The organism is Pseudomonas sp. LBUM1659 (assembly GCF_059716045.1).
In genome coordinates this window covers 3,168,294-3,193,438 of sequence record NZ_CP166797.1, presented here as the reverse complement: position 1 = coordinate 3,193,438, position 25,145 = coordinate 3,168,294, and the positions used below count along the sequence as shown (strand labels likewise).

At 59.5% G+C, this 25,145-nt stretch carries 20 protein-coding genes, 1 tRNA gene and 2 pseudogenes; 10 read left to right on the top strand and 13 right to left on the bottom strand.

Going from position 1 to position 25,145, the window contains the following annotated elements:
• Positions 1-212: 212 nt before the first annotated feature.
• Together ACA048_RS14360 and ACA048_RS14355 are read left to right on the top strand one after the other, a co-directional pair.
• Positions 213-1,550, top strand: coding sequence for an MFS transporter (locus tag ACA048_RS14360; RefSeq protein WP_497629862.1), 1,338 nt, complete (start codon positions 213-215; stop codon positions 1,548-1,550).
• Positions 1,551-1,628: 78 nt separating this feature from the next.
• Positions 1,629-1,751: pseudogene (locus tag ACA048_RS14355) on the top strand (hypothetical protein); the annotation flags it as partial.
• Positions 1,752-1,851: 100 nt separating this feature from the next.
• Here the strand turns inward: ACA048_RS14355 and ACA048_RS14350 are convergent.
• Complete coding sequence (locus ACA048_RS14350; protein ID WP_497629741.1) at positions 1,852-2,079, bottom strand: DUF3079 domain-containing protein; 228 nt, start codon at positions 2,077-2,079, stop codon at positions 1,852-1,854.
• Between the two features lie 159 nt (positions 2,080-2,238).
• On the opposite strand from ACA048_RS14350, the gene ACA048_RS14345 reads away from it, so the two are divergent.
• The 6 genes and pseudogenes from ACA048_RS14345 (at position 2,239) to ACA048_RS14320 (ending at position 6,690) form a co-directional block, all read left to right on the top strand.
• Positions 2,239-2,598 (top strand): hypothetical protein, encoded by a 360-nt coding sequence (locus ACA048_RS14345; protein WP_497629740.1) that lies wholly within the window; start codon positions 2,239-2,241, stop codon positions 2,596-2,598.
• Positions 2,599-2,921: 323 nt separating this feature from the next.
• On the top strand, positions 2,922-3,587 hold the full coding sequence (locus tag ACA048_RS14340; RefSeq protein WP_497629739.1) for an MliC family protein: 666 nt from the start codon (positions 2,922-2,924) through the stop codon (positions 3,585-3,587).
• A 128-nt stretch (positions 3,588-3,715) separates the two neighbouring features.
• Positions 3,716-4,832, top strand: a pseudogene (locus tag ACA048_RS14335) (aconitase family protein); the annotation flags it as partial.
• A 161-nt stretch (positions 4,833-4,993) separates the two neighbouring features.
• Positions 4,994-5,281 carry a hypothetical protein gene (locus ACA048_RS14330; protein WP_497629861.1) on the top strand — a complete coding sequence of 96 codons (288 nt, stop codon included), beginning with the start codon at positions 4,994-4,996 and terminating at the stop codon, positions 5,279-5,281.
• 5 nt (positions 5,282-5,286) lie between these two features.
• Positions 5,287-5,466: a hypothetical protein gene (locus tag ACA048_RS14325; protein WP_497629738.1), complete on the top strand. Its 180-nt coding sequence runs from the start codon at positions 5,287-5,289 to the stop codon at positions 5,464-5,466.
• Positions 5,467-6,204: 738 nt separating this feature from the next.
• Positions 6,205-6,690, top strand: a complete 486-nt coding sequence (locus ACA048_RS14320) for a short chain dehydrogenase (protein ID WP_497629737.1) — start codon at positions 6,205-6,207, stop codon at positions 6,688-6,690.
• A 46-nt stretch (positions 6,691-6,736) separates the two neighbouring features.
• Here ACA048_RS14320 and ACA048_RS14315 read toward each other — a convergent pair whose 3' ends face one another.
• The 12 genes from ACA048_RS14315 to fdnG all read right to left on the bottom strand — a co-directional run bounded on the left by ACA048_RS14315 (position 6,737) and on the right by fdnG (position 21,822).
• A complete protein-coding gene (locus ACA048_RS14315; protein ID WP_497629860.1) occupies positions 6,737-8,083 on the bottom strand; it encodes a glutamine synthetase family protein in 1,347 nt (448 codons plus the stop codon).
• 23 nt (positions 8,084-8,106) lie between these two features.
• Complete coding sequence (locus ACA048_RS14310) at positions 8,107-8,664, bottom strand: helix-turn-helix domain-containing protein (protein WP_497629736.1); 558 nt, start codon at positions 8,662-8,664, stop codon at positions 8,107-8,109.
• Between the two features lie 25 nt (positions 8,665-8,689).
• Positions 8,690-9,979 carry an NAD(P)/FAD-dependent oxidoreductase gene (locus tag ACA048_RS14305; RefSeq protein ID WP_497629735.1) on the bottom strand — a complete coding sequence of 430 codons (1,290 nt, stop codon included), beginning with the start codon at positions 9,977-9,979 and terminating at the stop codon, positions 8,690-8,692.
• A 292-nt stretch (positions 9,980-10,271) separates the two neighbouring features.
• A complete protein-coding gene (locus ACA048_RS14300; protein ID WP_497629734.1) occupies positions 10,272-11,456 on the bottom strand; it encodes a patatin-like phospholipase family protein in 1,185 nt (394 codons plus the stop codon).
• A gap of 54 nt (positions 11,457-11,510) precedes the next feature.
• Positions 11,511-12,590 carry an AI-2E family transporter gene (locus ACA048_RS14295; protein WP_497629733.1) on the bottom strand — a complete coding sequence of 360 codons (1,080 nt, stop codon included), beginning with the start codon at positions 12,588-12,590 and terminating at the stop codon, positions 11,511-11,513.
• Positions 12,591-12,749: 159 nt separating this feature from the next.
• Positions 12,750-12,845: transfer RNA gene (locus tag ACA048_RS14290), tRNA-Sec, on the bottom strand.
• Positions 12,846-12,851: 6 nt separating this feature from the next.
• Positions 12,852-14,759 (bottom strand): selenocysteine-specific translation elongation factor, encoded by a 1,908-nt coding sequence (gene selB, locus ACA048_RS14285; protein ID WP_497629732.1) that lies wholly within the window; start codon positions 14,757-14,759, stop codon positions 12,852-12,854.
• Complete coding sequence (gene selA / locus ACA048_RS14280) at positions 14,756-16,186, bottom strand: L-seryl-tRNA(Sec) selenium transferase (protein WP_497629731.1); 1,431 nt, start codon at positions 16,184-16,186, stop codon at positions 14,756-14,758. The genes selB and selA overlap by 4 nt, the downstream gene beginning before the upstream one ends.
• A gap of 53 nt (positions 16,187-16,239) precedes the next feature.
• Complete coding sequence (gene fdhE / locus ACA048_RS14275) at positions 16,240-17,166, bottom strand: formate dehydrogenase accessory protein FdhE (protein ID WP_497629730.1); 927 nt, start codon at positions 17,164-17,166, stop codon at positions 16,240-16,242.
• A gap of 4 nt (positions 17,167-17,170) precedes the next feature.
• Complete coding sequence (locus ACA048_RS14270) at positions 17,171-17,824, bottom strand: formate dehydrogenase subunit gamma (protein ID WP_497629729.1); 654 nt, start codon at positions 17,822-17,824, stop codon at positions 17,171-17,173.
• Positions 17,821-18,756 carry a formate dehydrogenase subunit beta gene (gene fdxH / locus ACA048_RS14265; protein WP_497629728.1) on the bottom strand — a complete coding sequence of 312 codons (936 nt, stop codon included), beginning with the start codon at positions 18,754-18,756 and terminating at the stop codon, positions 17,821-17,823. Before fdxH ends, ACA048_RS14270 begins: the two co-directional genes overlap by 4 nt.
• Positions 18,757-21,822: a formate dehydrogenase-N subunit alpha gene (gene fdnG, locus ACA048_RS14260; RefSeq protein WP_497629727.1), complete on the bottom strand. Its 3,066-nt coding sequence runs from the start codon at positions 21,820-21,822 to the stop codon at positions 18,757-18,759. It abuts the gene before it with no gap.
• Between the two features lie 315 nt (positions 21,823-22,137).
• Between fdnG and ACA048_RS14255 the strand changes: the two genes are divergently transcribed.
• Together ACA048_RS14255 and ACA048_RS14250 are read left to right on the top strand one after the other, a co-directional pair.
• Complete coding sequence (locus tag ACA048_RS14255; RefSeq protein WP_497629725.1) at positions 22,138-23,292, top strand: MalY/PatB family protein; 1,155 nt, start codon at positions 22,138-22,140, stop codon at positions 23,290-23,292.
• A 353-nt stretch (positions 23,293-23,645) separates the two neighbouring features.
• Positions 23,646-24,989 (top strand): cation:proton antiporter, encoded by a 1,344-nt coding sequence (locus ACA048_RS14250; protein WP_497629724.1) that lies wholly within the window; start codon positions 23,646-23,648, stop codon positions 24,987-24,989.
• Positions 24,990-25,145: the final 156 nt, after the last annotated feature.

Below are 25,145 nucleotides of genomic sequence, written 5' to 3'. Positions count from 1 at the left end.
TAGCCAAAGCCGCGGATTAGAGCGTTTGACTGCCAATACAAGGTGGTAGTCGCTATGGCTCTGCAATGAATGGCCAACCAAACTGGCACGAGTAATGCGTAATTCAAGTGCATGAAGTCGGTACTGACTATGTGGATGACACTTTTGAAGTGAACCGCCTTGGTGCCTGCCCCGATAATCGAAAGCTTACTAACGAACTCTCGAGGTCCAGCATGACGAGCGCAACGACAGAACAAGTCAGCCCAAGAACCCTGAGAAGAGTGATTGTGGCTGCCGGCATCGGCAATTTCGTCGAGTGGTTCGACTTCGCCGTCTATGGCTTTTTGGCCACTACCATCGCCCAACAATTTTTCCCAAGTGGCGATGCCAGTGCCGCGCTGCTGAAAACCTTTGCGGTATTCGCCGTGGCTTTTGCGTTTCGGCCCCTCGGAGGGATTTTCTTCGGCATGCTGGGCGACAGGATCGGCCGCAAGCGAACCCTTGCGATGACGATTCTGCTGATGGCCGGTGCGACGACCTTGATCGGTCTGCTACCCACTTATGCCACGATCGGGGTCATGGCACCGATTCTGCTTTCCCTGATCCGTTGCGCCCAAGGCTTTTCCGCCGGGGGAGAATATGCAGGTGCCTGTGCCTATCTGATGGAGCATGCTCCGCAGGATAAACGCGCCTGGTACGGCAGCTTCATTCCGGTGTCTACTTTTTCCGCCTTCGCCGCGGCAGCCGTGGTGGCCTACGCACTCGAGGCTTCGTTACCGGCAGAAGCGATGGGTAGCTGGGGCTGGCGTTTGCCGTTCCTGATTGCCGCGCCACTGGGCCTGGTGGGCCTTTACTTGCGCTGGAAGCTCGACGAGACACCGGCATTCCAGGCGGTGACTCAGGAATGTGCAGTAGCACATTCCCCACTTAAGGAAACCTTGCGCAACCATGGTGCGGCTATCTGTTGCCTGGGCGCTTTTGTGTCAGTCACGGCACTGTCGTTTTATATGTTCACCACCTACTTCGCTACTTACCTGCAAGTCGCGGGTGGCCTGAGCCGTGCAACAGCGTTGCTGGTGTCACTGATTGCATTGCTATTCGCTGCGGCGATCTGCCCGCTGGCCGGGCTGTATTCGGACCGGGTCGGGCGTCGAGTTACGGTGATGACGGCTTGCGCTCTATTAATTGTGGCCGTGTATCCATCATTTCTGATGGCCAGCTCCGGCTCGTTCGCAGCATCCATCGCCGGCGTTATGCTCTTGGCGATTGGAGCGGTGTTGTGCGGTGTGGTAACGGCGGCCTTGCTCTCGGAAACCTTCCCTACCCGTACTCGATACACCGCATCGGCGATTACCTACAACATGGCATATACCATTTTCGGCGGCACCGCACCGCTGGTGGCTACGTGGCTAATCAGCACCACCGGCAGCAACTTGTCGCCGGCGTTCTATCTCATCGCGGTGGCTTTGCTTGCGCTGGCGGGTGGGCTGGCATTGCCGGAAACCTCAAGGATTTCCCTTCATGACATTCCGACGGAGGGGAAAGGCGTAGGAGTAAGCTCTGCGGCCTGAAGTTGATGTTCTGCTCGGCTATCAAAAAGCTCGCGCCTTCGCGCTGATTGAGCTGATTGAGCTGATGGATAATCTCGAAGATCTGCGCGCACCGTGGTTTCACACAACCCGCTGATCTACAAGGAACGCATCATCGGCGACTGGGAAATCAACGGCACCGAACCGCCCTACGTCTGGCAAATCGGTGGAGGATCGAAGTAAGCGGACATCACGCGGGTGCCGACGCGGGATAGAGTTCGTAGCGGGCTGTCAGCTTTTCTCGCACATTAAGCCCAGTGAAGCCTGGTCTGAACGCCATTCTTTACTCTTTTATCAGCCGCTTAAGCGAACTAGCGGCTGGAAGTTGCGGCGTGGGCATCTGTATGCCCCTGTCGCCAGGCACGCACCCATCCTCTCCAAACAACTCGGCCAGATGCATCGTACGCTCAGAGCCATTGCAACAAGCCAACGACTTGGCCGGACAATACCGATCGCACCCCCAGCAGATCCGCTCGGGGTGTTTGGGGTTGACAGGGAAGTTCTTGGCCATGCCGATCTCCGATCATTGAGAGGCGTTTTTCGATCCTACAGCCTATGTGCAACGCCATCCTTGATTGATATCAAGATATCGACATCGAGCGATTGCCCTCCCCCCTATGCGATCCGGGGCTAAGCTTCTAACCGCTGACCAGCCTTGGAGACCTCGCTCATGCTCAATAAAAATCCTTTCCCAAACGCTGAGACACCAGTCCATCCACCTTTGTCGACATGGGACGATCAAGACGCAGCAACCTCCATCAATGGCGATGCGTTTACCGCCCCGCCCGCGCTGACCAACGCCGAACTGGTTCACTTGCGAGTCCGAGTCATTGCCCTGGAAAACCTGGTCATCGCGTTGCTGGCCGAAGGCTCGGAACGTCAGCTCGCCGTTGCCAGGCAAATGGCCAATTACATTTCCCCCAGACCCGGTTTTACCCAGCATCCCTTGACCATTCACGCGTCCGCACAGATGACCCACAGCATCGAGCGCGCCCAACGATTTCGCCAGCACGACGAACCACCGGTTTAATTATTCAAACTTGAAAACAAACGTTGTTGTTCGCAGTCAGGCTTACTGGACTCGGGGTCGTACTCGTCAGTGGTCATGCTATGACCGAGCATCGCAGCGTCGGCACCGTAATGAGCGACAACCAGACCGTCGTGCTACTTTACAATCACGCCCCTGACTTGAAATGATCAGGTACCGGTGTGGGCAAGAAAGAGGTTGATTGAAACGATAGAAAACCAAATTCCTGAGGGTTTTTTATTGGCTAAATAACATCATAACAATTTGTTTTTATTAGCTTTTTATTTTATTTTTTTGAAACTTGTCACAATCCGGGTGACGTCAACATGAAAACGGTCACGGCCCTTTTCACCTGTCTTCTCGTCAGCGTATGCGCGGCGACGATCCCCTTTGCCAATGCTGCAAAGCATGCCAAGCCTGCGCGAACCTACAAAACCAGCTTCGACTGCGGCAACGCTAGTGCACGCGTAGAAAAACTCATCTGCCACGATCCACAACTGGCGCAGATAGATATTGAACTGTTGCGTCTCTATCGCCTGGCGCTCACAGATGAACATTCCGTACCGCCTCCCGACAAAGTCATGATCGATCAGCAGTTCTGGATCGATGCACGCAATCAGTGTGGCACCGCGCCGGAGCCCAAGGCCTGTACGGTCCGAAGTTATGCCGAGCGTGCGCACCAGCTACGCCAAGGCTCGGCCATTGTGAGAACCAAAGACCCCGACAGACTGACCGATGGCCCCCTGGCGTTTCGTTGTACCGGGCTCAACGCGCTGATTGCCGCCACTTACTTTCACACGCAGCCGGGTGTCGTGTACCTGAAATGGGCGAACGCCTCGATCACCTTGAACCAGGTGCCAAGTGATTCAGGAAGCCGATACATCGGCAAGGATTACCAGGGGAACTACAGCTTCCGACAAAACGACTACGGGGTGTTTTTCCAGAAGCCAGGCTCTGGGGAAATGAGCTGTACGGTCGAGCCGGTCGGCTGAGGGCTCTGGCACGCCTGCAACAGAGCCATCTCATTGTCGACTCCCGTTGCAATCAATCAAGTTTTTCAGCCATTCCAACCGCCATTTGCGGCGTAACATTTTGGGTGCAAACCAAGATATGTCGAACGACCCACCACACCCTGCCGGACTTCATGCGCAACCGAGGCGGCGTTTCGCTCAAGCCGGGTGACGGCATCATCCACAGCAGGCTGAACCGCATGCTGCTGGCGGACACCGTGGGTACCGGTGGTGACTCGCACACCCGTTTCCCGATCGGTATTTCGTTCCCGCCCGGTTCCGGATTGAATGCGTTCGCCGCTGCCACCGGCGTCATGCCGCTGGACATGCCCGAGTCAGTGTTGGTGCGTTTCAAAGGCGAAATGCAACCGGGCATCACCCTGCGTGACCTGGTCCATTCGATCCCTTACTTCGCGATTCAGGCCGGTCTGCTGACTGTGGAGAAGAAAGGCAAGATCAACGCCTTCTCCGGCCGAATCCTGGACATCGAAGGTCTGAACAACCTGACCGTCGAGCAAGCGTTTGAACTGTCCGACGCCTCGGCCGAGCGTTCGGCGGCCGGCTGCACCATCAAACTCCCGGAAAAGGTCATTGCCGAGTACCTGACTTCTAACATCACCCTGCCGCGCTGGATGATCGACGAAGGCTACGGCGATCACCCAACCGATTCTCTGCGCACCGAACGACCCGGACGACGCCCGTCTGCTGTCGACCGCTGAAGGTCAGAAAATCGACGAAGTGTTCATCGGTTCGTGCAGGACCAACATCGGTCACTTCCGCGCGGCCGGCACGTTGCTGGAACAGGTCGACGGTCAGCTGCCAACCCGTCTGTGGCTGTCGTCGCCGACCAAGATAGACGCTCACCAACTGACCGAGGAAGGCTACTACGGCATCTACGGCAAGGCCGGCGCACGCATGGAAATGCCGGGCTGCTTGCTGTGCATGGGTAACCAGGCACGTGTAGAGCCGAACGCCACTGTGGTGTCGACTTCGACCCGTAACTTCCCGAACCGCTTGGGTGACGGCGCGAACGTTTACCTGGCCTCGGCCGAGCTGGCGTCTGTTGCTTCCATCCTGGGTCGCCTGCCGACCGTCGAGGAGTACATGGAATACGCTGGCAAGATCGACAGCATGGCGGCCGATGTCTACCGCTACCTGTCCTTCGACCAGATCGCCGAGTTCCGTGAAGCTGCTGCGAACGCCAACATTCCGGTCGTTCAAGCCTGACGCTATAACGCAATAGAAAACGCCGCCCATCGTGAGATGCGCGGCGTTTTTTTATGCCCTCACACAAATCCCCACAAGCGCTGCCGCTCGTCAGTGAGTCAGCACCTTTGCCTCCTCCTGATTTTCCAACGTTTTATAAACCTCGCAGGAAAACTCAGATGATGAACAAATCAATAACTTCCCTCTCCATCGCGAGCCTGCTGTTGACGAGTTCGTTTTTCGCGTTTGCAGCCGAAACGACGAAGGGATCTGTGCCCCCACCTACCGCTATCCAAGGCGTTAACCAGGCTCAAAGCGCCGAATCCAACGAAGAGAAAGCCAACAAAAAGGGCGAAGAAGCGGCGGGTTCAAACTCCGGTGCCGATGCGCAGGCAGCGGAAAAAGACGCTGCCTCTTCCAGCGGCTCGCAGGACGAAGAAAAACTGAATGAACGCAGTCAGCAGAGGTAAACGACATGCACGACGATGACGATGTCAATGACGCTCAAACGCCATCAAACGCCCCTCCCACTGATGAAACCGAAGGCGTTGATGAAGCCATTACGCCCTCTTCCACCCGCGTCAAGGAGCGGGAGGCTGAAACGATCAGCGAAAAAATCGCGGAGATAGAACGCAAGGTGGCTGATGGTAATTAGTGCTGAGTAAATGGGGGGTCGATGCCGACCTCCCTTTTCTGTGGACTGAAGTCAGCCAGAAATACACGGTTGCTCCAGACCATCCCTTAGGGATGGTCTGAAGTAGCGTGTTTAAGGCTGACTTCGGCCATTGCCGATTTTGAAAGTGGCAAGTCAACCCAAAGCGCTCAGATTGCTCATTCATTCCTGTCTTAGTTAGCCGCTACGAATTGAACGCCACGCGGCGGATGGCAACTAGACTCCCTGCTCTGCGGTGTCTATCCCTCGCTGCCTGTGGCCGGACCGACAGCATCCTTGGCGGTACAGCACAGCAAGATATCTGACACGCGCATCATTGGCAGCGGGTCGGATTGTCTACGTTCCTTAAGCCACTTTCGGCTTCGCCTGACATCAAGTTGCAAATTCAACAACATCATCAGGCTCAGAAACTCCTGGGTAATACGGCCATTGCCGCATTCAGAACAATGGAATTCCTGCCAAACGCCCGCGCAGAGTGTTCGTGCAAAAGGGTTTTCACAGATTACACACGACATGGTCAGGTTCCACTCAATAAAAAATAGTGAGCCGCGAGCGTTGAAAGGCGCTCAGCGCGGCTGACGAACGGTTATGCCGCTGGATCGCCACGCTTTGCAGCGGGCAGGGTGGATCAACAGCGCACCGTGCCTTTCGATCAATCCAATGGAACCTAAGGATTGAGCCTGTTCTCTATCGCAGAACCAGCAGAAGGAGAACTTCACCATGATCGACCCAGCAACCGGTATGAGGCCGGGCGAGCGCTACAACGTCGAAAGCCTTGAACGCACGCCGCATTTCCCCGGCTTCTTTCTCGACGGAAAATATTACCTGGGGCCGGAGTTGCAAACGGCAGTCGGCTGGCTCGAAGGGCGACAGTTTCTGTATGACCAACTCGATCCCATCGGCGATCCGGTGTACCCCGGCCGGGTCGTCGGCACCATTGAAGACCTGACGTTGACCTTGGGCGACGGCGCGCGCCTGGCATTGAACAAAGTGCCGTACGACGCGCAGCAATATCTGCCCACCGAAATGACGGATGACATTCTGGGCACTGCCGTGAGCCCGTCATACTCGTCGGCAATCGGCACGACAAGTGCCGAGAGAATGCCGATTCGCCCTTCGGCGCTGCTGGTGGTCGGTGTTGCGCTGCTGGTCAGCGGTTCGCTTCTCGTGCTCAATCGTCTTGGACATCGTCGATCTTCTCGCTAGTGTTGCGGGCAATCACTCGGATTGAACGATTGCCCGTCTCCACCGATTACAGATACCAGCGGTATTCCCGCGCGCTGATTTCCTGCATAAACGCCAGATGATCCTGACGTTTGTTCTCGCAATAGACATCCACGAACTCTGCCCCCAATCCTTCACGCAACTGCGGCTGATGCTGCATCGAGCGCACGGCTTCGAGCATTTCCAGTGGGAAGTCGACGCCACTGTTGCGCTCTTCGTTCAGCGGCAAGATGGGTTCTTTGCCCGCGTCCAACCCATGTTCCAGTCCCACCAGAATCGCTGCCAATACCAGATAGGGATTGGCGTCGGCGCCCGCCAGACGATGTTCGATGCGCAAATTTTTCGAATCCGACTCCGGAATGCGCAGGCACGCATCACGATCCTCAAACCCCCAGCTCGCTTGCGTAGCCACGTTTGTCGTGCCGCCCAAGCGGCGATAAGCGTTCTGGTTCGGGGCGAAAACCGGCATGCAATGCGGCAGTAATTCCAGGCAGCCGGCCACGGCGTGACGCAATGACTGCTGCTGGTTGGCCGCCAGGATGTTGTTGCCAGCCGCGTCGTAAAGACTGACATGCACATGCATGCCGCTGCCCGGGTGCTGCAAGTAAGGTTTGGCCATGAAGCTCGCACGATAACCATGTTTAAGCGCTACGCCACGGCTGCTGCGACAGAACAGCGCCGCCCAGTCTGCCGCACGCAAGCCATCGTCAAGGTGCCCGAAATTGATTTCGAACTGACCCGGCCCGAGTTCGGCGGTAATCACCGTGCTGTCGATGCCCTGGGCCCGCGAGGTCTCGACCATGTCGTCGAGTACCGGCGCGAAGCGTGACAGTCGCTCGATGTGCATGTTGGGTTGGTCATCGGCATCGTCCGTCAGCCCGTCGCGGGGAAACTGCGGTAGCCCCTCGCGCAGCTTTTTATCGAACAGGTAGAACTCCAGCTCGAACGCCACCACGGGATGAATGCCTTTGCCGGCAAGCCTGTCCAGGACCTGCGCAAGTACCTGGCGCGGTTCAAACACAATGGGGTTTTCAGTGCCGTCCGAGGTGATCAGCATTTGCCCCAGCGGTTGCCCTTCCCAGCTCACCGGTTTCAGTGTTCCCGGCACCAGACGACGCAATGCATCCGGATCGCCGTCGTTGAAACAGTAATCACCAATCTTGAACAACCCGCCTTGCACGCCCAGCAGCACACAGTTCTGCGGCAGTTTCAGCGCACTCCCGGCCGCGACCTTTTCCAGCATGTCCACCGGGTAGCGCTTGCCGTAAAAATGCCCCGGGATATCGAGGGAAATCAGGTCGACATAGCGCACCTCAGGATAGCGTTGGCGAAAGGCCCGCACCTCAGCCAGCAGATCAGAGCAGGTAGCATCCATCATTGTTGGTCCTTATCTTGTTATCAGGTGTAAACCCAAAGCACTCGTGTGAGCTGCTGAGTAAGGTTGCCGTAGCGGCAACGGGTATGACTGTCGAATTGAAAACTGTCGCCAGCCACCAAAGTCACAGGTTCTTCGTCATCACCCAGCCACAGCGTCAACTCGCCTTCGAGCACGTAGCCGCCCTGCTCCGAGCTGTCACTCATGTGCCGGTCGCCGCTGCTGGCACCGGCTTCCAGATGACTTTCGAGCATGGAAAAGGACGCGCGTATTTTTGGCGAAACCAGAATGTCGGTAATACCGTTGGCGAAGTACAACGTGCGGCGTTCGTCCGGCCGCGTGACCCACGGCAACTCTTTGGGTTTTGGCAGGCTGTAGAAATACGTCGTCGGTACGTCCAGGGTTTCACTGATCGCCGTCAGGTCTGCCACGGTGGGCCGTGACAAGCCGCGTTCGACCTGCGAGAGAAAGCCGACAGAACGGCCGATTTTGTCCGCCAGTTCCTTCAAGGTGTATTTCTTGTGCTTGCGCAAATCGTGAATCAGGATCGCCAGCGCGGCGATTTCTTCTTGCTTGTTCATGCCTGCAATTCCGGTAGATGACTCATCAGATACTGTCGCGTAGTCGATACCAGGCTTTGCCGATGGCTTCCAGCGGTGCGGCGAGGTATTTGCCACCGGGAAAACTGCCGTTGTTCAAGCCCTGATATAAAGATAATTCATCGTCCTGACCAAGAATGGCTTCGGACACTGCGCGGGCCGCGGCCAGCGTGGGCAGCACGCCATGCCCGGAATAGCCTTGCAGCCAGTAGCGATCCCCCGATCGGCCAATGTCAGGGGTACGTTTAAGGGTCAGGTCGATGTGCCCGCCCCAGGCGAACTCCAGCTCTACGCCTTTGAGCTGCGGAAACACCCGTTCCAGGAACGGTCGTGTTGCCCCGGCAATGTCCTTGGGCATGCCGCCCAGGTACGTGCAACCGCCGCCAAACAGCAGGCGGTTGTCGGGGGTGCGACGGAAATAGTCGAGGACAAACTGGTTGTCAGTGACGCAGACATTGCTGGGCAGCAGCGCAGTGGCCTGCTCTGGCGTCAGGGGCGCGGTCGCCACTTGATACGTCCCGACGGGCAATACGCAACTGGCCAGTTTAGGATCGAGCCGGTCCAGATAGGCATTGCAGGCCAGCACCAGAACATCCGACCGAATGGACCCGCGCTCGGTGTTCACCACGAAGCGACCGCCTTCCTCTCGATAATTCAATGCTTTGCTTTGTTCATGGATGCGGCCGCCTGCGCGTTCGATGGCGGCGGCTAGGCCGAGGGCCAGTTTCAGCGGGTTCAAATGCCCGCCCTCAGGATCAAAGAGACCGGCCTGATAGCGTTCGCTGGCGATCCATTGCGGCAACTGTTCACGGCTGATGAGCTGCAAACCATGGTGCCCCCACTTGTGACTGGCCTCACGCTGCCACTCAGTCAACAGACCGACACGCCGGGGCATGACCGAAGTCCACAGATGGCCGGCGCGATAATCACAGTCAAAACCATGGCGAGCGGGTAATTCACGCAGTTCTTGCGCCGCCCAGCGCATTCCATCCCACAACCGGCGAGCGCGCTCATAACCCAGCGCCGCTTCCAGAGGTGGCATGTCACATGACCAGCCGAGAATGGCCTGACCACCATTGCGCCCCGAGGCTGCCCACGCTACGCGACTGGCTTCCAGCAGAGTTACGCGTTTGCCGGCCAGGGCCAGGCGCAACGCGGTGTGCAGACCACTGAACCCGGCGCCGATGATCAAGATTTCGGTGTCTTGCTCACCTGCGAGCGCAGGTCGAGTGGTCAGGTGATTAGCGCAACTGTGGGCGTAATAGCTGGCGACATGCTGCGTGGACTGCTGGAACATACCGGCTCTCATGAAATTATGTTTTTATATTTTCATGAAAAACTACATGATTAATTTCACGAAAGCAACTGCGCCAGTAATTCCCGCCGGCACCGGACAAGCGCAAGTACACCTGACAGTAATTGGGTGTCTTGACTGGCTCCATCGCGAGCAGGCTCGCCCACAGTTGATCTTTGTCATCCACAAAATCTGTGCCTAACGGAGATCCATGTGGGACCGAGCCTGCTCGCGAAAGGGCCAGTCCAGCCCCACAAACATCCCGGCACAGAAACACCAAAGCACCCGACGTGTTTCAGGTATTGGGGGATTTATGCCACGGGTAACCTTTCGCGCTGAGCTCAAAGGCATACTCGAACAAACGCTTCATGTACTCGCCATCGAACCGATGAGTGCGAAGGTGATGAAAATCGGAGCCGATGTACGCAAGATTGAAGTCAGACCCGTCCTGCTGGGCCATTCGGTAAATCCGGTCGAGATCGCTGATTCCCTGCGTCTGGATCAACGCGGTGATGGCGCGACCGCCGATGCTCAACGTGCGGCGCTTTGTGCCGGACCACTGCGGCTCCAGTTTCCCGTTGCGAATCACGTAGAAATGCCGATCACGGCGCAAGCGCGCGCCCGTCACGTTATTCAGCGCCATGACGGTGCCTGGGGGGTAAAGAAATACCAGCGTGATGACGCCGCCGTCCACGTGCATTTCCTGGAACCGTTGACCGTTGACCTCCACGTCGATCATGACGGGTGAGACGGCACCGGGAATACTCATCGATGCGATCAGGATCTGACGAAACAGGTCGAGTGCTCCCGGCGCACCGCTTGCGGCAATGGCGCCCATGTTCCAGGTCACGGGTCGCCCTGCATCGAGGTCGGTGGTGCCGATCATCAGGAGTCGTCCATTGGCATACTGCGCCGCAATCGCCGCCAGAAGGTCAGGGGTGACGTATTGCGCGACGAGCCGCGACAGTGGCTTGCTGTCCGCAATACCGTCGCTGGCAAGCCGGGTCAGCACATTGCGCGAATGGAAAATGTCTTTGGGGCCGAGGGCACTGCAGATGCGCAGAATGATGTCGTCGTACTGAGGCCCCAGGAAGGCGAACGGGGCGACCAGGGCGCCTGCGCTGATGCCCGTGACCACTTTGAAAGTTGGCCGCGTCCCATGCAACGTCCATCCTGCGATGATGCCCGCCGCGAAGGTGCCAGCGTCACTACCACCGGAGACCGCCAGCATGTTGGCCAGCGGTAGCATGTCATTCGGCTCCCCGGCTCTGGCAAGCGCCTGGGCCTCTCGATGGTTGGCCTGATGCACGTCCCGAATGAGCGGAGCGAGTTCCCGGTCCAGCCAGTAACGCGCCTCTGGAATGCCGGGGACAACCGCGAGTTCCGTCAAGGCTGGCGGCACGGCATCCCGGCGTTGCAGGCACGCTTGGCGCAACATGTTCCACGTTGATGTACCCGGTCCGGGCAGGAATGGTTTCAAAACGCCTCCTCCGGCCCCGGCCATTGACAGAGCCCGCGGGAACTGTTGCGGATTTTACCCTTCCTCCGGCCGATCCTGAACCCACTGCCAGAACAATTGGTAGCCAACCGCAAGCACCACCGGCCCTACGAACAAGCCCAGGATGCCGCTCGTGACCATGCCGCCCAGCGCGCCAATCAGCACGACCGGCATCGGCACATCCACACCTCGTCCCAGCAAAAGCGGTTTGAGTACGTTGTCCACCAGGCCAGCAACGAATACAAAGACGGAGAAGATAATGGTCCTCGTATTGGGCCCCTCGGTGGCCATCACATAGACAATCACCGGCAGCGTAATCAGCGTGGCCGGTAACTGCATGATGCCGAGCAGCAACACGCCGATGGCCAGCAGCCCCGCGCCCGGGATGCCTTTGAGTACGAAGCCCAGCCCCACCAGCAACATCTGGATGAAAGCGATGCCAACCACGCCGAGCGCAACTGCGCGAATGGTTGCAGTGCACAGTTCAGCGATTTTCGGCCCCTTTTCAGGACCGCTGACGCGCGACGCGATATCTACCGCACATCGGCTGCCGGCCTCACCATGCGCCATGAAAATACCGGCGATGATCAAGGCAACAATGAACATCAGCAAACCTGCCCCGACGCCGGCAATTTTGGTCAACAAACCCACACTGACGCCTTTTATTTGCGGCAAGTACTTCGCTATCAGGTCCGGAAGATCAGTTGAGGCCTGTATCCATAACGACGAGATGGATTTACCCACCAGCGGCCACGTGGCGACCGTGTCGGGCGGCGGCGGGATGTGGAATGACCCCTCCTTCACCAGGTCGATGACCTGTCCGACCGACGACCCAATCGATGTGCCCAGCAGATAAACCGGCACCACCAGAATAGCGATGGCAATCAGTACAATCGCGGTGGCAGAACGCCCTTCGCTGCGTCCGAACGACCCCATCAACCGCAGTTGCAACGGGTAGAGCGTGATCGCCAGGATGACTGACCACAGCATCAGGTCGCGAAACGGACGGAATATCTCGAAGCAAAACAGCACCAGAACAACAATCAACCCGGCACGAATCAGGACATCGAGCATGCTGCGGGTCAACGATTTCTCGGACAGCGGCGTGGGCACCATGGATGTTTCCTTGCCTATTCAAAGCAGGTGGGAGCGGTAAGGCCAGCATAGACAATGATTTAACAGTACGACGTGATCTGTGTGCTCTGAATGGCAGCACTTCGAAAAAAATTGAAAATGCAGCGCATCGACTCTGCATCCACGCCTGAATCCAGAAAATGGCGGAAGGCAGCCGGAGTCGAACCGGCCCGGGAACGGATGCCGTCCCCAACCGGGTTTGAAGCCCGGCCGCGCCACCGGGCGCGATTGCCTTCCTTGAAGTCAGTCGTCTTTCTGCTCGGCCAAGGCACTGTCGAGACGGATTTGGCGCTTGTCGCCCAGGCGTCGGGTCAAGCCGATGCGGTCGAAGTATTCCAGAATCTGAATGCTGCGCTTGCGACCCAGGCCGACCGCATCGCGAAACGCCGCGACTTGAATCACCGGGTTGTGCTGGGCCAGTTGCAAGAGCATAGCCGCCAATCGACGGATCATCGCGTCGGTGTAGAACAGGTCCCGGACCACTTGATGCAGCAGCCCCAGCCGCGCCATTTTGCGCAACAACAAGCGCACAGTCGCCTCGTCATGCCCCAGTTTGCGCACCCATGGAGGATCGAGCCCGGCCTGTTCGAACAGCGGTTGTAGGCGCTGCCACAGCGCTTCGTCCTCTTCACTCAAGCGCACCTGATGACCGGGTAAATGCAGCCACGGCCCGCTGGTGGCCAGGGCGTCGCTGGCGAGTAATTCGTCGACCAGGCAGATGAAGGTCGGGCGTTCCATCGCTGTTGCAGCGAAGCGACGCAGGCGATCCCGGTCAGGGCCCATTTGATCCGGCTCAAGTCGATGAAAGCGTGCGAGCTGCTCCAGCAAGGGCGCTTTCAGCGCATCCCAACGCGCAGCACTGAACAGTAACGAACCTTGGCGGGTCTCGATCAAGCGCACATCAGCGGGCAATACCCAGGTCGCGCGTGGCTGGTTGAACTGACGCTCCAGTTGCCGTGGATCGAGGCCGGTGTCGCTGTTGGCCAACAACGCCGGCAAGAGTTCTTCAAGCGTATTACGGCTGGCGAGGGCCTGTAATTGTGCCAGGCGTTCGGGGCTGCGTCGGTGTCGGGACGGGGCAAACGGGTCGAGCACCCGGCCCCCGCCGAGGGTGCGTTGCGCGCTCTGATCACGCAGGATCAACGGATCGCCTTTCACCGCCTGCACCGGTGCATTCAGCAGAATCTGCGCGAACATCCGCCCACCTGGCGTCAAACTCGCGCCTTCGAGCAACGCAACCCGCCCTGTCACGTCTTGAGTGCCGAGGTGAACATGCGCCGGCTGAAAGTGTTCGAAGGGTTTGGCTTCGCTGGCCAGCAAACGCAGGTCAATGTCCAGTCGCTGGGTCGGGGCATACAGCCACTCGGCCAGCAGCCATTGGCCACGGTGAATGTGCTCCAGCGCCAGGCGCTCGGCACTCAGGTTCAACGCAACGCGTTGCCCGGCATACGCGCTGTTTGCCGCTTGATTTTGCGCATGCAAACCGCGCACACGCACCGGTTTACCTAGCGGGCTAAGCACCAGTGTGTCGCCCACCGTCACTTGCCCTGACAATGCCGTGCCGGTCACCACGATGCCGGCGCCAGCTACGCTAAAAGCTCGATCAATTGCCAGGCGAAAACCGCCGCTGGTGCTGCGTTGAAGAACGTCGCGCTGTACATCGAGCAACGCCTGGCGCAGCGCCTCGACGCCCTCCCCGGTCACACTCGACAGCGCGATCTGCGTCGCATCGGCATAGGGCCCGAGCGCCAGTAGCGTTGTCATCTGTTCATGGACGGCTTGCACCCGGGCCGGATCGACCCGGTCGCACTTGGTGATCGCCACCAGCGCCCGGGGAATGCCCAGCAGTTCAACGATCGCCAAGTGTTCGCGGGTTTGCGGCATCACGCCGTCATCCGCTGCGACCACCAGCAACACCAGATCGATGCCCTGCGCCCCGGCTAGCATGTTATGGGTGAACCGCTCGTGACCGGGCACGTCGATGAACCCGGTCAACTCGGCGCCCGGTTCCAGCGCCGCATAAAGGTAGCCGAGGTCGATGGTCATGCCACGTTCGCGTTCTTCGCGGCGACGGTCACCGGCCTGCCCGGTCAATGCTTGCAACAGCGAAGTCTTACCGTGGTCGATGTGCCCTGCGGTGCCGACGATCACCCTGCCTGCCCCTCGACCGATAACTGATCGAGTTGCGCCAGCCAGGCGGCTTCATCGTCCAGTTGGCGCAGGTCCAGCCACAATGCGTCGTCGTCGATGCGGCCCAGCACCGGAATGGCCAACTGGCGGAACGCGGCCTCCAGCCACAGCAACTGCCGCCCGCGCAGACGTTTGGACACCTTTGGCCGCAGGCATAACGCGGCGCTGGGCAGGCGCGCCACCGGTTGGCTGCCGCTGCCGATCATGCCCAACGCCGGCAGCGCGCTGACGCTCCAGCCGTCGCCCACTACGTGCGCCAGCGAAGGTTGCAGCCGTTCGGCTTGGGCGAGGATATCGACCTGCGGGCGGGTCAGCAGGCGCAGGCTTGGCAGACGTTCGGCCAGGCGATCGGGATCGCGGTACAAACTCAACACCGCTTCGAGCGCGGCCAGGGTCAGTTTGTCGACCCGTAACGCGCGTTTGAGCGGATTTTTCTTGATCTTCGCGATCAGGTCCTTGCGCCCGACAATCAACCCGGCCTGCGGACCACCCAACAATTTGTCGCCACTGAAGGTGACGATGTCCGCACCATCGAGCAGCGCCTGGCGCACCGTCGGTTCGGCGGGCAGGCCCCAGCGGGTCAGGTCCAGCAGGCTGCCGCTGCCGAGGTCTTCAAGCAGTGGCAAGCCATGCTGGTGCGCCAACTGCGCCAGTTCGGCGGTTGGCACCCGCGCGGTAAACCCTTCAATGCTGTAATTGCTCGCATGAACGCGCATCACCAGACCACTGCGCGGGCCGATGGCTGCTTCGTAATCACGGGCATGCGTACGGTTGGTGGTGCCGACTTCATGCAGCCGGACCCCGGCCCGCGCCATGATGTCGGGAATGCGGAAGGCGCCGCCGATTTCAATCAGCTCGCCCCGGGAAATAATCCCTTCCTTGCGCGCGCCCAAGCTGTTGAGCGTCAACAGCACCGCTGCCGCGTTGTTGTTGACCACCGTCACCGCTTCGGCGCCGGTCAGTTCGCGGATCAGGCCTTCGATCAGGTCATCACGGTCGCCGCGCTTGCCGCTGAGCAGATCAAATTCGAGATTGAGCGGATAGCGCGCGGCCATTTGCACTGCTTCGATGGCGACTTCGGGGAGCAGCGCCCGTCCGAGGTTGGTGTGCAGCACGGTCCCGGTCAGGTTGAACACCCGCCGCACATGACTTTGGTGATGCTGGGCCAGACGCTCACCCGCCCGTCCCGCCAATACGTGCGGGCTGATTTCCACGGCATCGAGTTGCCCGGTCAAAACCGGTTCGCGCAAGTCATCGAGCAATTGCCGCAGGCTCGCCAGCAGCGCCTCCCGGCCATAGCGCTCGGCCAGTGGTTGGCAGGCGGGATGGCGCAGCAAACTATCGATGGAAGGCAGCCGCAAGGTTTGACTGGCGGAAGTTGAAGGCATCAGGCGCTCCTGGAAACGATTGACCGTCGCGTCTGAGTGTAGCCGCAGAGCGTTCAGTCACCCCCAGGTGCCAGCAGCAGATTGGGCGCCGGACGCAAGAAGCCTTCCTCTTCCAGGCGCATGTCGAGCATCAGGCTGGCCAAGTCCGCGGACAACGCTTCGGCGTCGGCGTCGTTTTCCAGGTACAGCAGTTTCAGGTAACTGCGACAACCGGGGCAGGTTTCGGCGCGTAACGGCGCCTGATTGGCGACGTGACGGTCATCCTCCAGGCTGATGTATTCCAGGCCTTTGCTTTGTTCGCAGTACACGCATTTGACCCGCACCACATGCCATTCACAGGCACACAACGAACACACCAGATAGCGCAAACCGTTGTGTTTGCCTCGGTGGCGAATCACACCGGCCATTGCCGGTGAACCACAAGCCGGGCATTGGCTGAGGCTGTCACCGGGTTTCAGTGCCAGGTCCGGCGTGCTCAGCAACCAGTGACTCCAGGCCGCTTGCAACGCGGCGCCGAGAAACGGCACCAGCGCCGCTGGCAGCAGCGTGAACTGGCCGCTGACCAACGCCACCGCCCAGGCTTTGCATTGTCCGGAGTCGGTATTGCGCAACATCGCCAAGGCTTGCTCTACCGCCGGTTGCGGCGCTGGCCGGTAGCGTTGCAACAAGGCGTCGAGGTACGGCAACCAATGCCCCTCGCGCACCAGTGTGTCGGCGGCAAGCGGTGGCAGGCCGTGCAGTTGGCACACGTTGATTCGTTCGGGATCTGGCAGGGTGGCGACGGGCGGATCGTCCATCAGTTGCTGCTGCACGCGACACAAGCCTGCCACCAGGCGCAGGTAATCGGCCAGCGGATGCCCCTCGGCCAGCCGCTCCAGCCGCAATGCGCGCAAGGTGAACAGGTTGTGTGGCGGCGGGTACAGAAACGGCGGTGAAGTCGCCGCCGCTTCAATCTCTCCAGGCTCAAGAATGGTCGGCAAGTGCTTATCCTTTTTTGCTGATCGGCCGGTCGGGGTGCTCGTCGCGGGTCACTTCGCGGTACCAGAGTTCATGGTGTTTTTTCGCCCAGGCGCGGCTGACCCAGCCATGCACCATGGCGCTGACCGAGCCCTTGATCCAGATCCCGGCGTAGATGTGCACGATGATGCTCAGCACCAGCACAAACCCGGCCAACGCATGCAGCAGCATCGCCCAACGAATCGCGGTGATGCCAAAAAAAGCGCTGAAATACGCGCGCCAGATCACCAGTCCGCTGAACAGCAGCACCAGCATGCAGGCCAGCAAGGTCCAGAACAGCAGCTTCTGCCCGGGGTTGTACTTGCCAACGGGCGGCACGCCCTCTTCCTCGTTCTTGATTACCCGACCGACTCGCTTCAGCCACAACCGATCATTGGTAATGAAGAAATTCGCGCGCCAGAAGCGCAGCACCAATCCAAGGAACAGCACGAACATCACCACGCCCATGAACGGGTGCAGGATGCGTGTCCACGGGCCACCGCCAAACAGGTTGCTGAGCCAGAACAACGCCGGATGAAACAGCGCCAACCCGGAGAGTGCTGCCATGAAAAACAGGATCGCCACCAGCCAGTGATTGGTGCGCTGACCGGTGGTGTAGCGCAGGATCGTTTTGTTGCTCATGGCCTGTCCTCCCGCCGCGGATCATAGGTATGAACCGATGGGTCAACCTCATGCACGGCCGGGTCCTTGCCTGGGGGATGTTCGTCCTCTTCGACCACCTGCGGCCCGATGCGCACGTAATGGAAGAACCCGGCCAGTACCGCCAGGCCCATGGCCAACAGGCCTAACGGTTTGCTCACGCCTTTCCACAACCCCACCAGCGGACTGATTGCCGGATCCTTCGCCAGCCCGGCGTATAGCTGCGGCGTATCAGCATGGTGCAGCACGTACATCACATGGGTGCCACCAACGCCGGCCGGGTCGTACAGGCCGGCGTTTTCGAAGCCACGGCTTTTCAGATCGACGATCCGTTCGGCGGCGTGTTCTTTCATGTCCTCCTTGGTGCCGAACACAATCGCCCCGGTCGGACAGGTTTTAACGCAGGCCGGTTCCAGCCCGTATTCGACCCGATCCGAACACAACGTGCATTTGTAGGCCTTGTGATCCTTTTGCGAGATCCGCGGTATGTTGAACGGGCAACCGGTGATGCAATAGCCGCAGCCAATGCAGTGGTCCTGGTTGAAATCGACAATGCCATTGGCGAGCTTGATGATCGCCCCCGGGCTCGGGCACGCCGCCAGGCAACCGGGTTCGGCGCAATGCATGCAGCCGTCCTTGCGAATCAGCCATTCGAGGTTGCCGGCATCGTTTTCATGCTCGGTGAAGCGCATCAGTGTCCAGGTTTCGGCGCTCAAGTCATGCGGGTTTTCGTAGGTGCCGAGGTTGAAGCCGATTTCGTCGCGCAGCTCGTTCCATTCCGAGCAGGCGACCTGGCAAGCCTTGCAGCCGATGCACTTGGTGGTGTCGATCAGCTTGGCCACTTCCTCTTGAATGCGCACCGAAGGTGACGGGGTCGTGGTGGCCGAACGGGCAATAATGTCTTGGCTGGCCATTTAGACTTTCTCCACGTTGACCAAAAATGACTTGGATTCCGGGGTTTGCGTGTTGCCATCGCCGAGGAACGGCACCAGGGTGTTGGTCAGGTAACCGTGGCGCGTGAGCCCGGTAAACCCCCAGTGCAACGGGATACCGATCTGGTGCACCACCTGATTGTTGACCTGTAACGGACGAATCCGCTTGGTCACCACCGCCACCGCTTCAATGTGCCCGCGCTTGCAGCTGACGCGCACGCGATCGCCGGCGACGATGCCTTTCTCCTTCGCCAACACCTCGCCGATTTCGACAAACTGCTGCGGCTGGGTAATCGCGTTGAGCCGGCAGTGTTTGGTCCAGAAGTGGAAATGCTCGGTCAAGCGGTAGCTGGTGCCCGCGTACGGGTAATCCTTGGCCACACCGAGGGAATCCCACACCGAATCGAAGATCCGCGCCGCCGGGTTGCTGGTGGCTTTCTTGTTGTTCGGGTGCAGCGGGTTGATGCCGATCGGTGTCTCGAACGGCTCGTAGTGCTCGGGAAACGGGCCTTCGTTCATCTTGTCGACGGCGAAGAACCGCGCCACGCCTTCGGGGTTCATGATGAACGGATTCATCCCCGCTTCCGGCGGCACGTCAGCCTTGTAGTCCGGCACATCGGTGCCGCCCCAGACTTTGCCGTTCCACCACACCAGGCGTTTTTTCGGGTCCCACGGGTTACCTTGCAGGTCGGCTGACGCGCGGTTGTAGAGAATCCGTCGGTTCGCCGGCCAGGCCCAGGCCCATCCCAATTGTTGGTGCATACCCCACGGGTCGCTGTTGTCGCGACGGGCCATCTGGTTACCGGTTTCGGTCCAACTGCCGCAGAAAATCCAGCAGCCGGACGCGGTACTGCCGTCATCCTTGAGCTGACTGAACGCAGCCAGTTGCGCATTGCCCTTGATTGCCGCGCCCGTGGCGTCGGTGAAGTCGGTGGTGGCATAGCCATTGATTTCCTTGGCCAGTTCTTCCGGCGACGGTTCGTCGGCGATCTTGTACTGCCACGACAGTTTGAGGATCGGATCGGGATAAGCACCGCCCTGCGCCTGATAGCGCTGACGCAAACGCAGAAACAGCTCGGCCATGATCCGAATGTCGGTTTGCGCTTCACCCGGGCCGTCGGCGCCTTTCCAGTGCCATTGCAGCCAGCGGCTGCTGTTGACCAGCGAGCCGTCTTCCTCGGCAAAACAGGTAGTGGGCAGGCGAATCACTTCGGTCTGGATATCGGCGCTTTTCACATCGTTGTACGGCCCGACATTGCGCCAGAACTCTGAAGTTTCGGTGGCCAGCGGGTCCATCACCACCAGCCATTTGAGTTTGGCCAGCGCCACCATCACCCGGTTCTTGTCGGGCAACGCCGCGATGGGGTTGAAACCCTGGCACATGTAGCCGTTGACCTTGCCCTGGCCCATCAGGTCGAACACTTTGAGGATGTCGTACTGGGGGATGTCCAGTTTCGGCAGGTAGTCGTACGCCCAGTTGTTCTCGACTATGGCGTTGGCGCCATACCAGGCTTTCATCAGGCTGACGTGGAATTTGCCGTAGTTCTGCCAGTAGGACAGTTGCCCCGGCCGCAACGGTGTCTGCGTACGTTTGGTGATGAAGGCGGCGTAATCCTGTTCGGCGTCGCCTGGTAGCGTCAGGTAACCGGGCAACGAGTTGGACAACAACCCCAGATCGGTCAGGCCCTGGATATTGGAGTGACCGCGCAAGGCATTCACGCCCCCGCCAGGCATGCCGACATTGCCCAGCAGCAATTGCACCATCGCCGCGCTGCGGATGATCTGCGCGCCGATGGAGTGCTGGGTCCAGCCCAACGCATACAGGATGGTCATGGTCTTGCCCGGTACCGAGCACGTGGCGATTTCATCCCAGATTTTTTGCATTGCATCGACCGGCATGCCGCAAATCTGGCTCGCCAGGTCAATGTTGTAGCGGCTGTAATGCTGCTTCATCAATTGATAGACGCAGCGTGGGTCTTGCAGGGTCGGGTCGACCTTGGCAAAGCCGTCTTCACCGAGTTCATAGCCCCAGCCGGACTTGTCGGTGTAGCTACGCTTGGCCACGTCGTAACCGCTGAAAATCCCGTCCTCAAAGCCATAGCCGGCTTTGACGATGAACGACACGTCGGTGTAGTTGCGCACGTATTCGTGCTGGATCTTGTCCTCGGTCAGCAGGTAATTGATCAGCCCGCCCATGAAGGCGATGTCGGTGCCGGTGCGAATCGGCGCGTAATAGTCGGCCACCGAGGCCGTGCGGGTAAATCGCGGGTCGACCACGATCAGCCGCGCCTTGTTGTGCGCCTTGGCTTCCGTCACCCATTTGAAACCGCAGGGGTGCGCTTCTGCTGCGTTGCCGCCCATCACCAGAACCAGATTCGCGTTGGCGATATCGGTCCAGGTATTGGTCATGGCACCACGGCCGTACGTCGGGGCAAGACTTGCCACCGTCGGGCCGTGTCAGACACGCGCCTGGTTATCAAACCCCAGAATGCCGAGACTGCGAATGACCTTGTGGGTGATGTAGCCCGCTTCGTTGGATGCCGCCGAGGCCGCGAGGAAACCGGTGGTGAGCCAGCGGTTCACCGTTTGGCCCTGGGCATTCTTCTCGATGAAGTTGGCGTCGCGGTCGGCCTTCATCAGGTCGGCAACGCGGTCCAGCGCTTCATCCCAGGAGATTCGCGTCCACTCGCTGCTGCCGGGCTTGCGCACCTGCGGGTATTGCAGGCGATCGGGGCTGTGAATGAAATCCAGCAGGCCTGCGCCTTTGGGGCAAAGGGTGCCGCGGTTGACCGGGTGGTCCGCGTCACCTTCGATATGGATGATGTTTTGCGCGACATTCTTGGCCGTATCGCCCTGGCTGTACATGATCAAGCCGCAACCGACCGAACAATACGGGCAGGTGTTGCGGGTTTCATGGGTGGCGGCAAGCTTGAAGTGGCGCACCTGCTCGGCGAAGGCAAGCGTAGGGGCCACGCCCAACGCGCCCAGGCTCGAGCCTGCAAGGCCGATACCAGCGACCTTGAAGAACTGACGACGGCTGAGGTCCATCGTGCACTCCTGATCAGGTGGAAATCCGGGGCTTTGCCGGACTTTTCAATCAATCACGGTGACGGCAGACGGGCTGCCGACCCTTGAAACTCTAGTCAATACGGCCGTGCCCTGTGTGAAAACCGACCGTCGGGCACTCACCCGATACCCGCCACACCACCGAACCTGTGGGAGCGAGACCGGCTTGCCGGCGATAGCGGTAAGTCAGGCAACATCAATGCTGACTGTGCCGGCCTCATCGCGAGCAGGCTCGCTCCCACAGGGATTGGCGATTATCATGGCCGGCATCACCCACCCGCTGTTACGAGACCGCGCATGACTTTCGATTTTGATCAGGTGTTCGACCGCCATAACACCGGTAGCACCAAATGGAGCCGCTACCCGGCCGACGTGCTGCCGATGTGGGTGGCCGACATGGATTTTGCCGCGCCGCCGATGATCATCCAGGCCCTGCAAAAACGCCTGGAACACCCGATGGTCGGCTACAGCGTGGCCCCGGATGACTTGCGCGACGCCATCGTGGCCGACCTCTGGAACAAATACGCCTGGCGCGTCGAACCGCAAGAGCTGATCTTTCTGCCGGGGGTCGAGTCGGGCTTCAACATGGCGCTCAAGGCGCTGGTCCAGCCGCAACAGAACGTCGTAGTGCAGGTGCCCAACTATCCGCCACTACGTCACGCGCCGGGTCATTGGGGGCTGAACAAGGTCGAACTGACTTTCGACGCGCAGTCCGACGGCACTTACACCACCCCGCTCGCCACGCTCAGCCAGTCGCTGCAAGGTGGCGGCGCGCTGCTGCTGAGCAATCCGCACAACCCGCTGGGCAAAGCCTTCCCAAGAGACGAACTGCAAGCGATTGCCGACATCTGCCTGGAACAGGGCGCCTGGATCATCTCGGACGAAATCCACGCCGAGCTGTGCTTCGACGGGCGCAAGCACATTCCGATGGCGACGCTGAGCCCGGACATTGCCCGGCGTACGATCACGCTGATGTCGGCGAGCAAGGCCTACAACATCGCCGGCTTGAAAACCTCATTCATGATCATTCAGGACCGCGCCTTGCGCGAGAAGGTCAACCACGCCCGTTGCGGCATGGTGGACAGCGTCAACCCGCTGGGCCTGTTGGCCACCCGCGTCGCCTACAGCGAAGCCGGGCCATGGCTGGCGGAACTGAGCGCCTACCTGCAAAGCAACCGCGATTACCTGGTCGACGCCGTCCGCACCCGGCTGCCGGGCGTCACGATGAACGTCCCGCAAAGCACCTACCTGGCGTGGCTCGATTGCTCGGCGCTGGGGTTGGACAACCCGCAGCAGTTCTTCCTGGAAGAAGCCAAAGTCGGTTTGAGCCCTGGCCTGGATTTCGGCGATGACGCCAAGCAATTCGTGCGCCTGAATTTCGGCTGCCCACGCGCACTGCTCGAAGAAGGTATTGCGCGGATGGAGCGCAGCTTGCGTAATCGCAAGGCCTGAAGAACACACCATATGCCCCTGTGGGAGATTCTATGTTGCAGGGAAACCTTGCAGCCTTAAATCAGGTTGGTATTCGCTCTGGTTTTTCATGAGGGCGAATGCCACCCGGCAAAGTTTGCTGGCGTCGGATGAAGCCAGTTACATCACGGGCCAGCGTTATGGCGTCACGGGCGGTAAGCCGATGCTCTGAATTGAACCTGCCGACCGGTTCATAACTCAATCGATCTATTGGTGACTATTCTGTTGGAACTGATTCTGGTGTGGTTCAACGTGCTGCCGCCTGAATACCTGCGCGCGACGTTCGGTTGATTGCCAGAGCCCTGCATCGCGACATCTGCCCGGCGAGTCAAGACATGAGTTTCATTCTTTGGGTGGCGGTGCTGGGTGCCGTGCTGCTGACGCTGGCACTGACGTCGTCGTACCTGCGCTGGATGCCGGTGACCACGTCGGCGGTGTGCCTGGTGCTGGGTGCTGCCATTGGGCCGGGCGCATTGGGCTTGTTGAAGCTGAACACCAACGACGCCGCTGACTGGATGGAGCACCTGACGGAAGTCGCGGTGCTCTTTTCGTTGTTTGTTTGCGGACTGAAATTGCGTCTGCCGCTCAAGGACAAGACCTGGCGAATCGCATTCGGGCTGGCCGGGCCGGTCATGGTCCTGACCATTGGCGGCGTTTGTTTGCTGTTGCATTACGGCTTCGCAGTGTCGTGGGGAGCCTCCGTCCTGATCGGCTCGATTCTGGCGCCGACCGACCCGGTGCTCGCCGCCCTCGTACAGGTCAATGACGCGCGGGACGACGACAGTGTGCGCTTCGGTCTGTCGGGCGAGGCCGGGCTCAACGATGGCATCGCGTTTCCATTCGTGATTCTCGGATTACTCTTGTTGCAACACGACAGCGATCCCGGCTGGGTGGGCGACTGGGCGCTTAAAAGTCTGCTCTGGGCCGTTCCCGCCGGTTTGCTTACGGGTTACTGGATGGGACGCGGCATCGGGCGCGTGACGTTGAAGCTGCGTATCCATAACGGTGACAGCACGCTGTCCCCAAATGATTACCTCGCCCTCGCCTTGATCGCCCTGGCCTATGTCGGGGCCGAATTCATTCATGCCTATGGGTTTCTCTCGGTTTTCGCCGCCGGCCTCGGCTTGCGTCAGGCCGAGGTCAAGACCGCGGGCGAATCGCTAGAGCCTGCCGAACACCTTGTTCAGCCAGTGGTGGGTCATCAGAACGTCGAGCCGCAACATGCCATGCGTGGCAACACCGACCATCTGGAAGACAGCCAGGTCGCGGCGGGGATCATGATGAGTGACATGCTCGCCTTCGGTGGCCTCGTAGAGCGGGCCATGGAAGTGTTTCTGGTGACGCTGCTGGGCGTGGTGCTGGTCGCCCACTGGGATTGGCGCGCCCTGCCCATTGGCGGCGTGCTGTTTTGCCTGATCCGGCCGCTGAGTGTGGCCGTCATGCCGTGGGGCAGCTTGCTTGACTGGCGTCAGCGCGCATTGATTGGCTGGTTCGGCATCCGTGGCATTGGCAGTCTTTATTACCTGTTTTACGCCTTGAACCACGGGCTCGGTCAGTCGGTGGCGTCGCTGTGTACCGACCTGACGTTGTCGGTGGTCGCGTTGAGTATCTTGATTCACGGCATTACGACCCAGCCCACCCTCGCCCGCTACGAGCGCCTGAAAAAACAAACTATTTGATTTTTCCTCTGCGCCTTCGTTGGCAGATTTATCAAATTTTCGCCTGCAAAAAACTGAATTCCCAATTTCATCTGGCAGTCACAACTTCAATCCCGCCTTGTTTGTGCATCGCGGGATCCGACAGGTTAGGTTCCACTGTGGCAACGACGCCTATTT

What these genes read in the sequence shown, in the direction of transcription:
- ACA048_RS14360 (WP_497629862.1), top strand. Translation starts at nt 213, where the DNA reads ATGACGAGCGCAACGACAGAACAAGTCAGCCCAAGAACCCTGAGAAGA.
- ACA048_RS14350 (WP_497629741.1), bottom strand. Translation starts at nt 2,079, where the DNA reads ATGGCCAAGAACTTCCCTGTCAACCCCAAACACCCCGAGCGGATCTGC.
- ACA048_RS14345 (WP_497629740.1), top strand. Translation starts at nt 2,239, where the DNA reads ATGCTCAATAAAAATCCTTTCCCAAACGCTGAGACACCAGTCCATCCA.
- ACA048_RS14340 (WP_497629739.1), top strand. Translation starts at nt 2,922, where the DNA reads ATGAAAACGGTCACGGCCCTTTTCACCTGTCTTCTCGTCAGCGTATGC.
- ACA048_RS14330 (WP_497629861.1), top strand. Translation starts at nt 4,994, where the DNA reads ATGAACAAATCAATAACTTCCCTCTCCATCGCGAGCCTGCTGTTGACG.
- ACA048_RS14325 (WP_497629738.1), top strand. Translation starts at nt 5,287, where the DNA reads ATGCACGACGATGACGATGTCAATGACGCTCAAACGCCATCAAACGCC.
- ACA048_RS14320 (WP_497629737.1), top strand. Translation starts at nt 6,205, where the DNA reads ATGATCGACCCAGCAACCGGTATGAGGCCGGGCGAGCGCTACAACGTC.
- ACA048_RS14315 (WP_497629860.1), bottom strand. Translation starts at nt 8,083, where the DNA reads ATGGATGCTACCTGCTCTGATCTGCTGGCTGAGGTGCGGGCCTTTCGC.
- ACA048_RS14310 (WP_497629736.1), bottom strand. Translation starts at nt 8,664, where the DNA reads ATGAACAAGCAAGAAGAAATCGCCGCGCTGGCGATCCTGATTCACGAT.
- ACA048_RS14305 (WP_497629735.1), bottom strand. Translation starts at nt 9,979, where the DNA reads ATGTTCCAGCAGTCCACGCAGCATGTCGCCAGCTATTACGCCCACAGT.
- ACA048_RS14295 (WP_497629733.1), bottom strand. Translation starts at nt 12,590, where the DNA reads ATGGTGCCCACGCCGCTGTCCGAGAAATCGTTGACCCGCAGCATGCTC.
- selA (WP_497629731.1), bottom strand. Translation starts at nt 16,186, where the DNA reads ATGCCTTCAACTTCCGCCAGTCAAACCTTGCGGCTGCCTTCCATCGAT.
- ACA048_RS14270 (WP_497629729.1), bottom strand. Translation starts at nt 17,824, where the DNA reads ATGAGCAACAAAACGATCCTGCGCTACACCACCGGTCAGCGCACCAAT.
- fdxH (WP_497629728.1), bottom strand. Translation starts at nt 18,756, where the DNA reads ATGGCCAGCCAAGACATTATTGCCCGTTCGGCCACCACGACCCCGTCA.
- ACA048_RS14255 (WP_497629725.1), top strand. Translation starts at nt 22,138, where the DNA reads ATGACTTTCGATTTTGATCAGGTGTTCGACCGCCATAACACCGGTAGC.
- ACA048_RS14250 (WP_497629724.1), top strand. Translation starts at nt 23,646, where the DNA reads ATGAGTTTCATTCTTTGGGTGGCGGTGCTGGGTGCCGTGCTGCTGACG.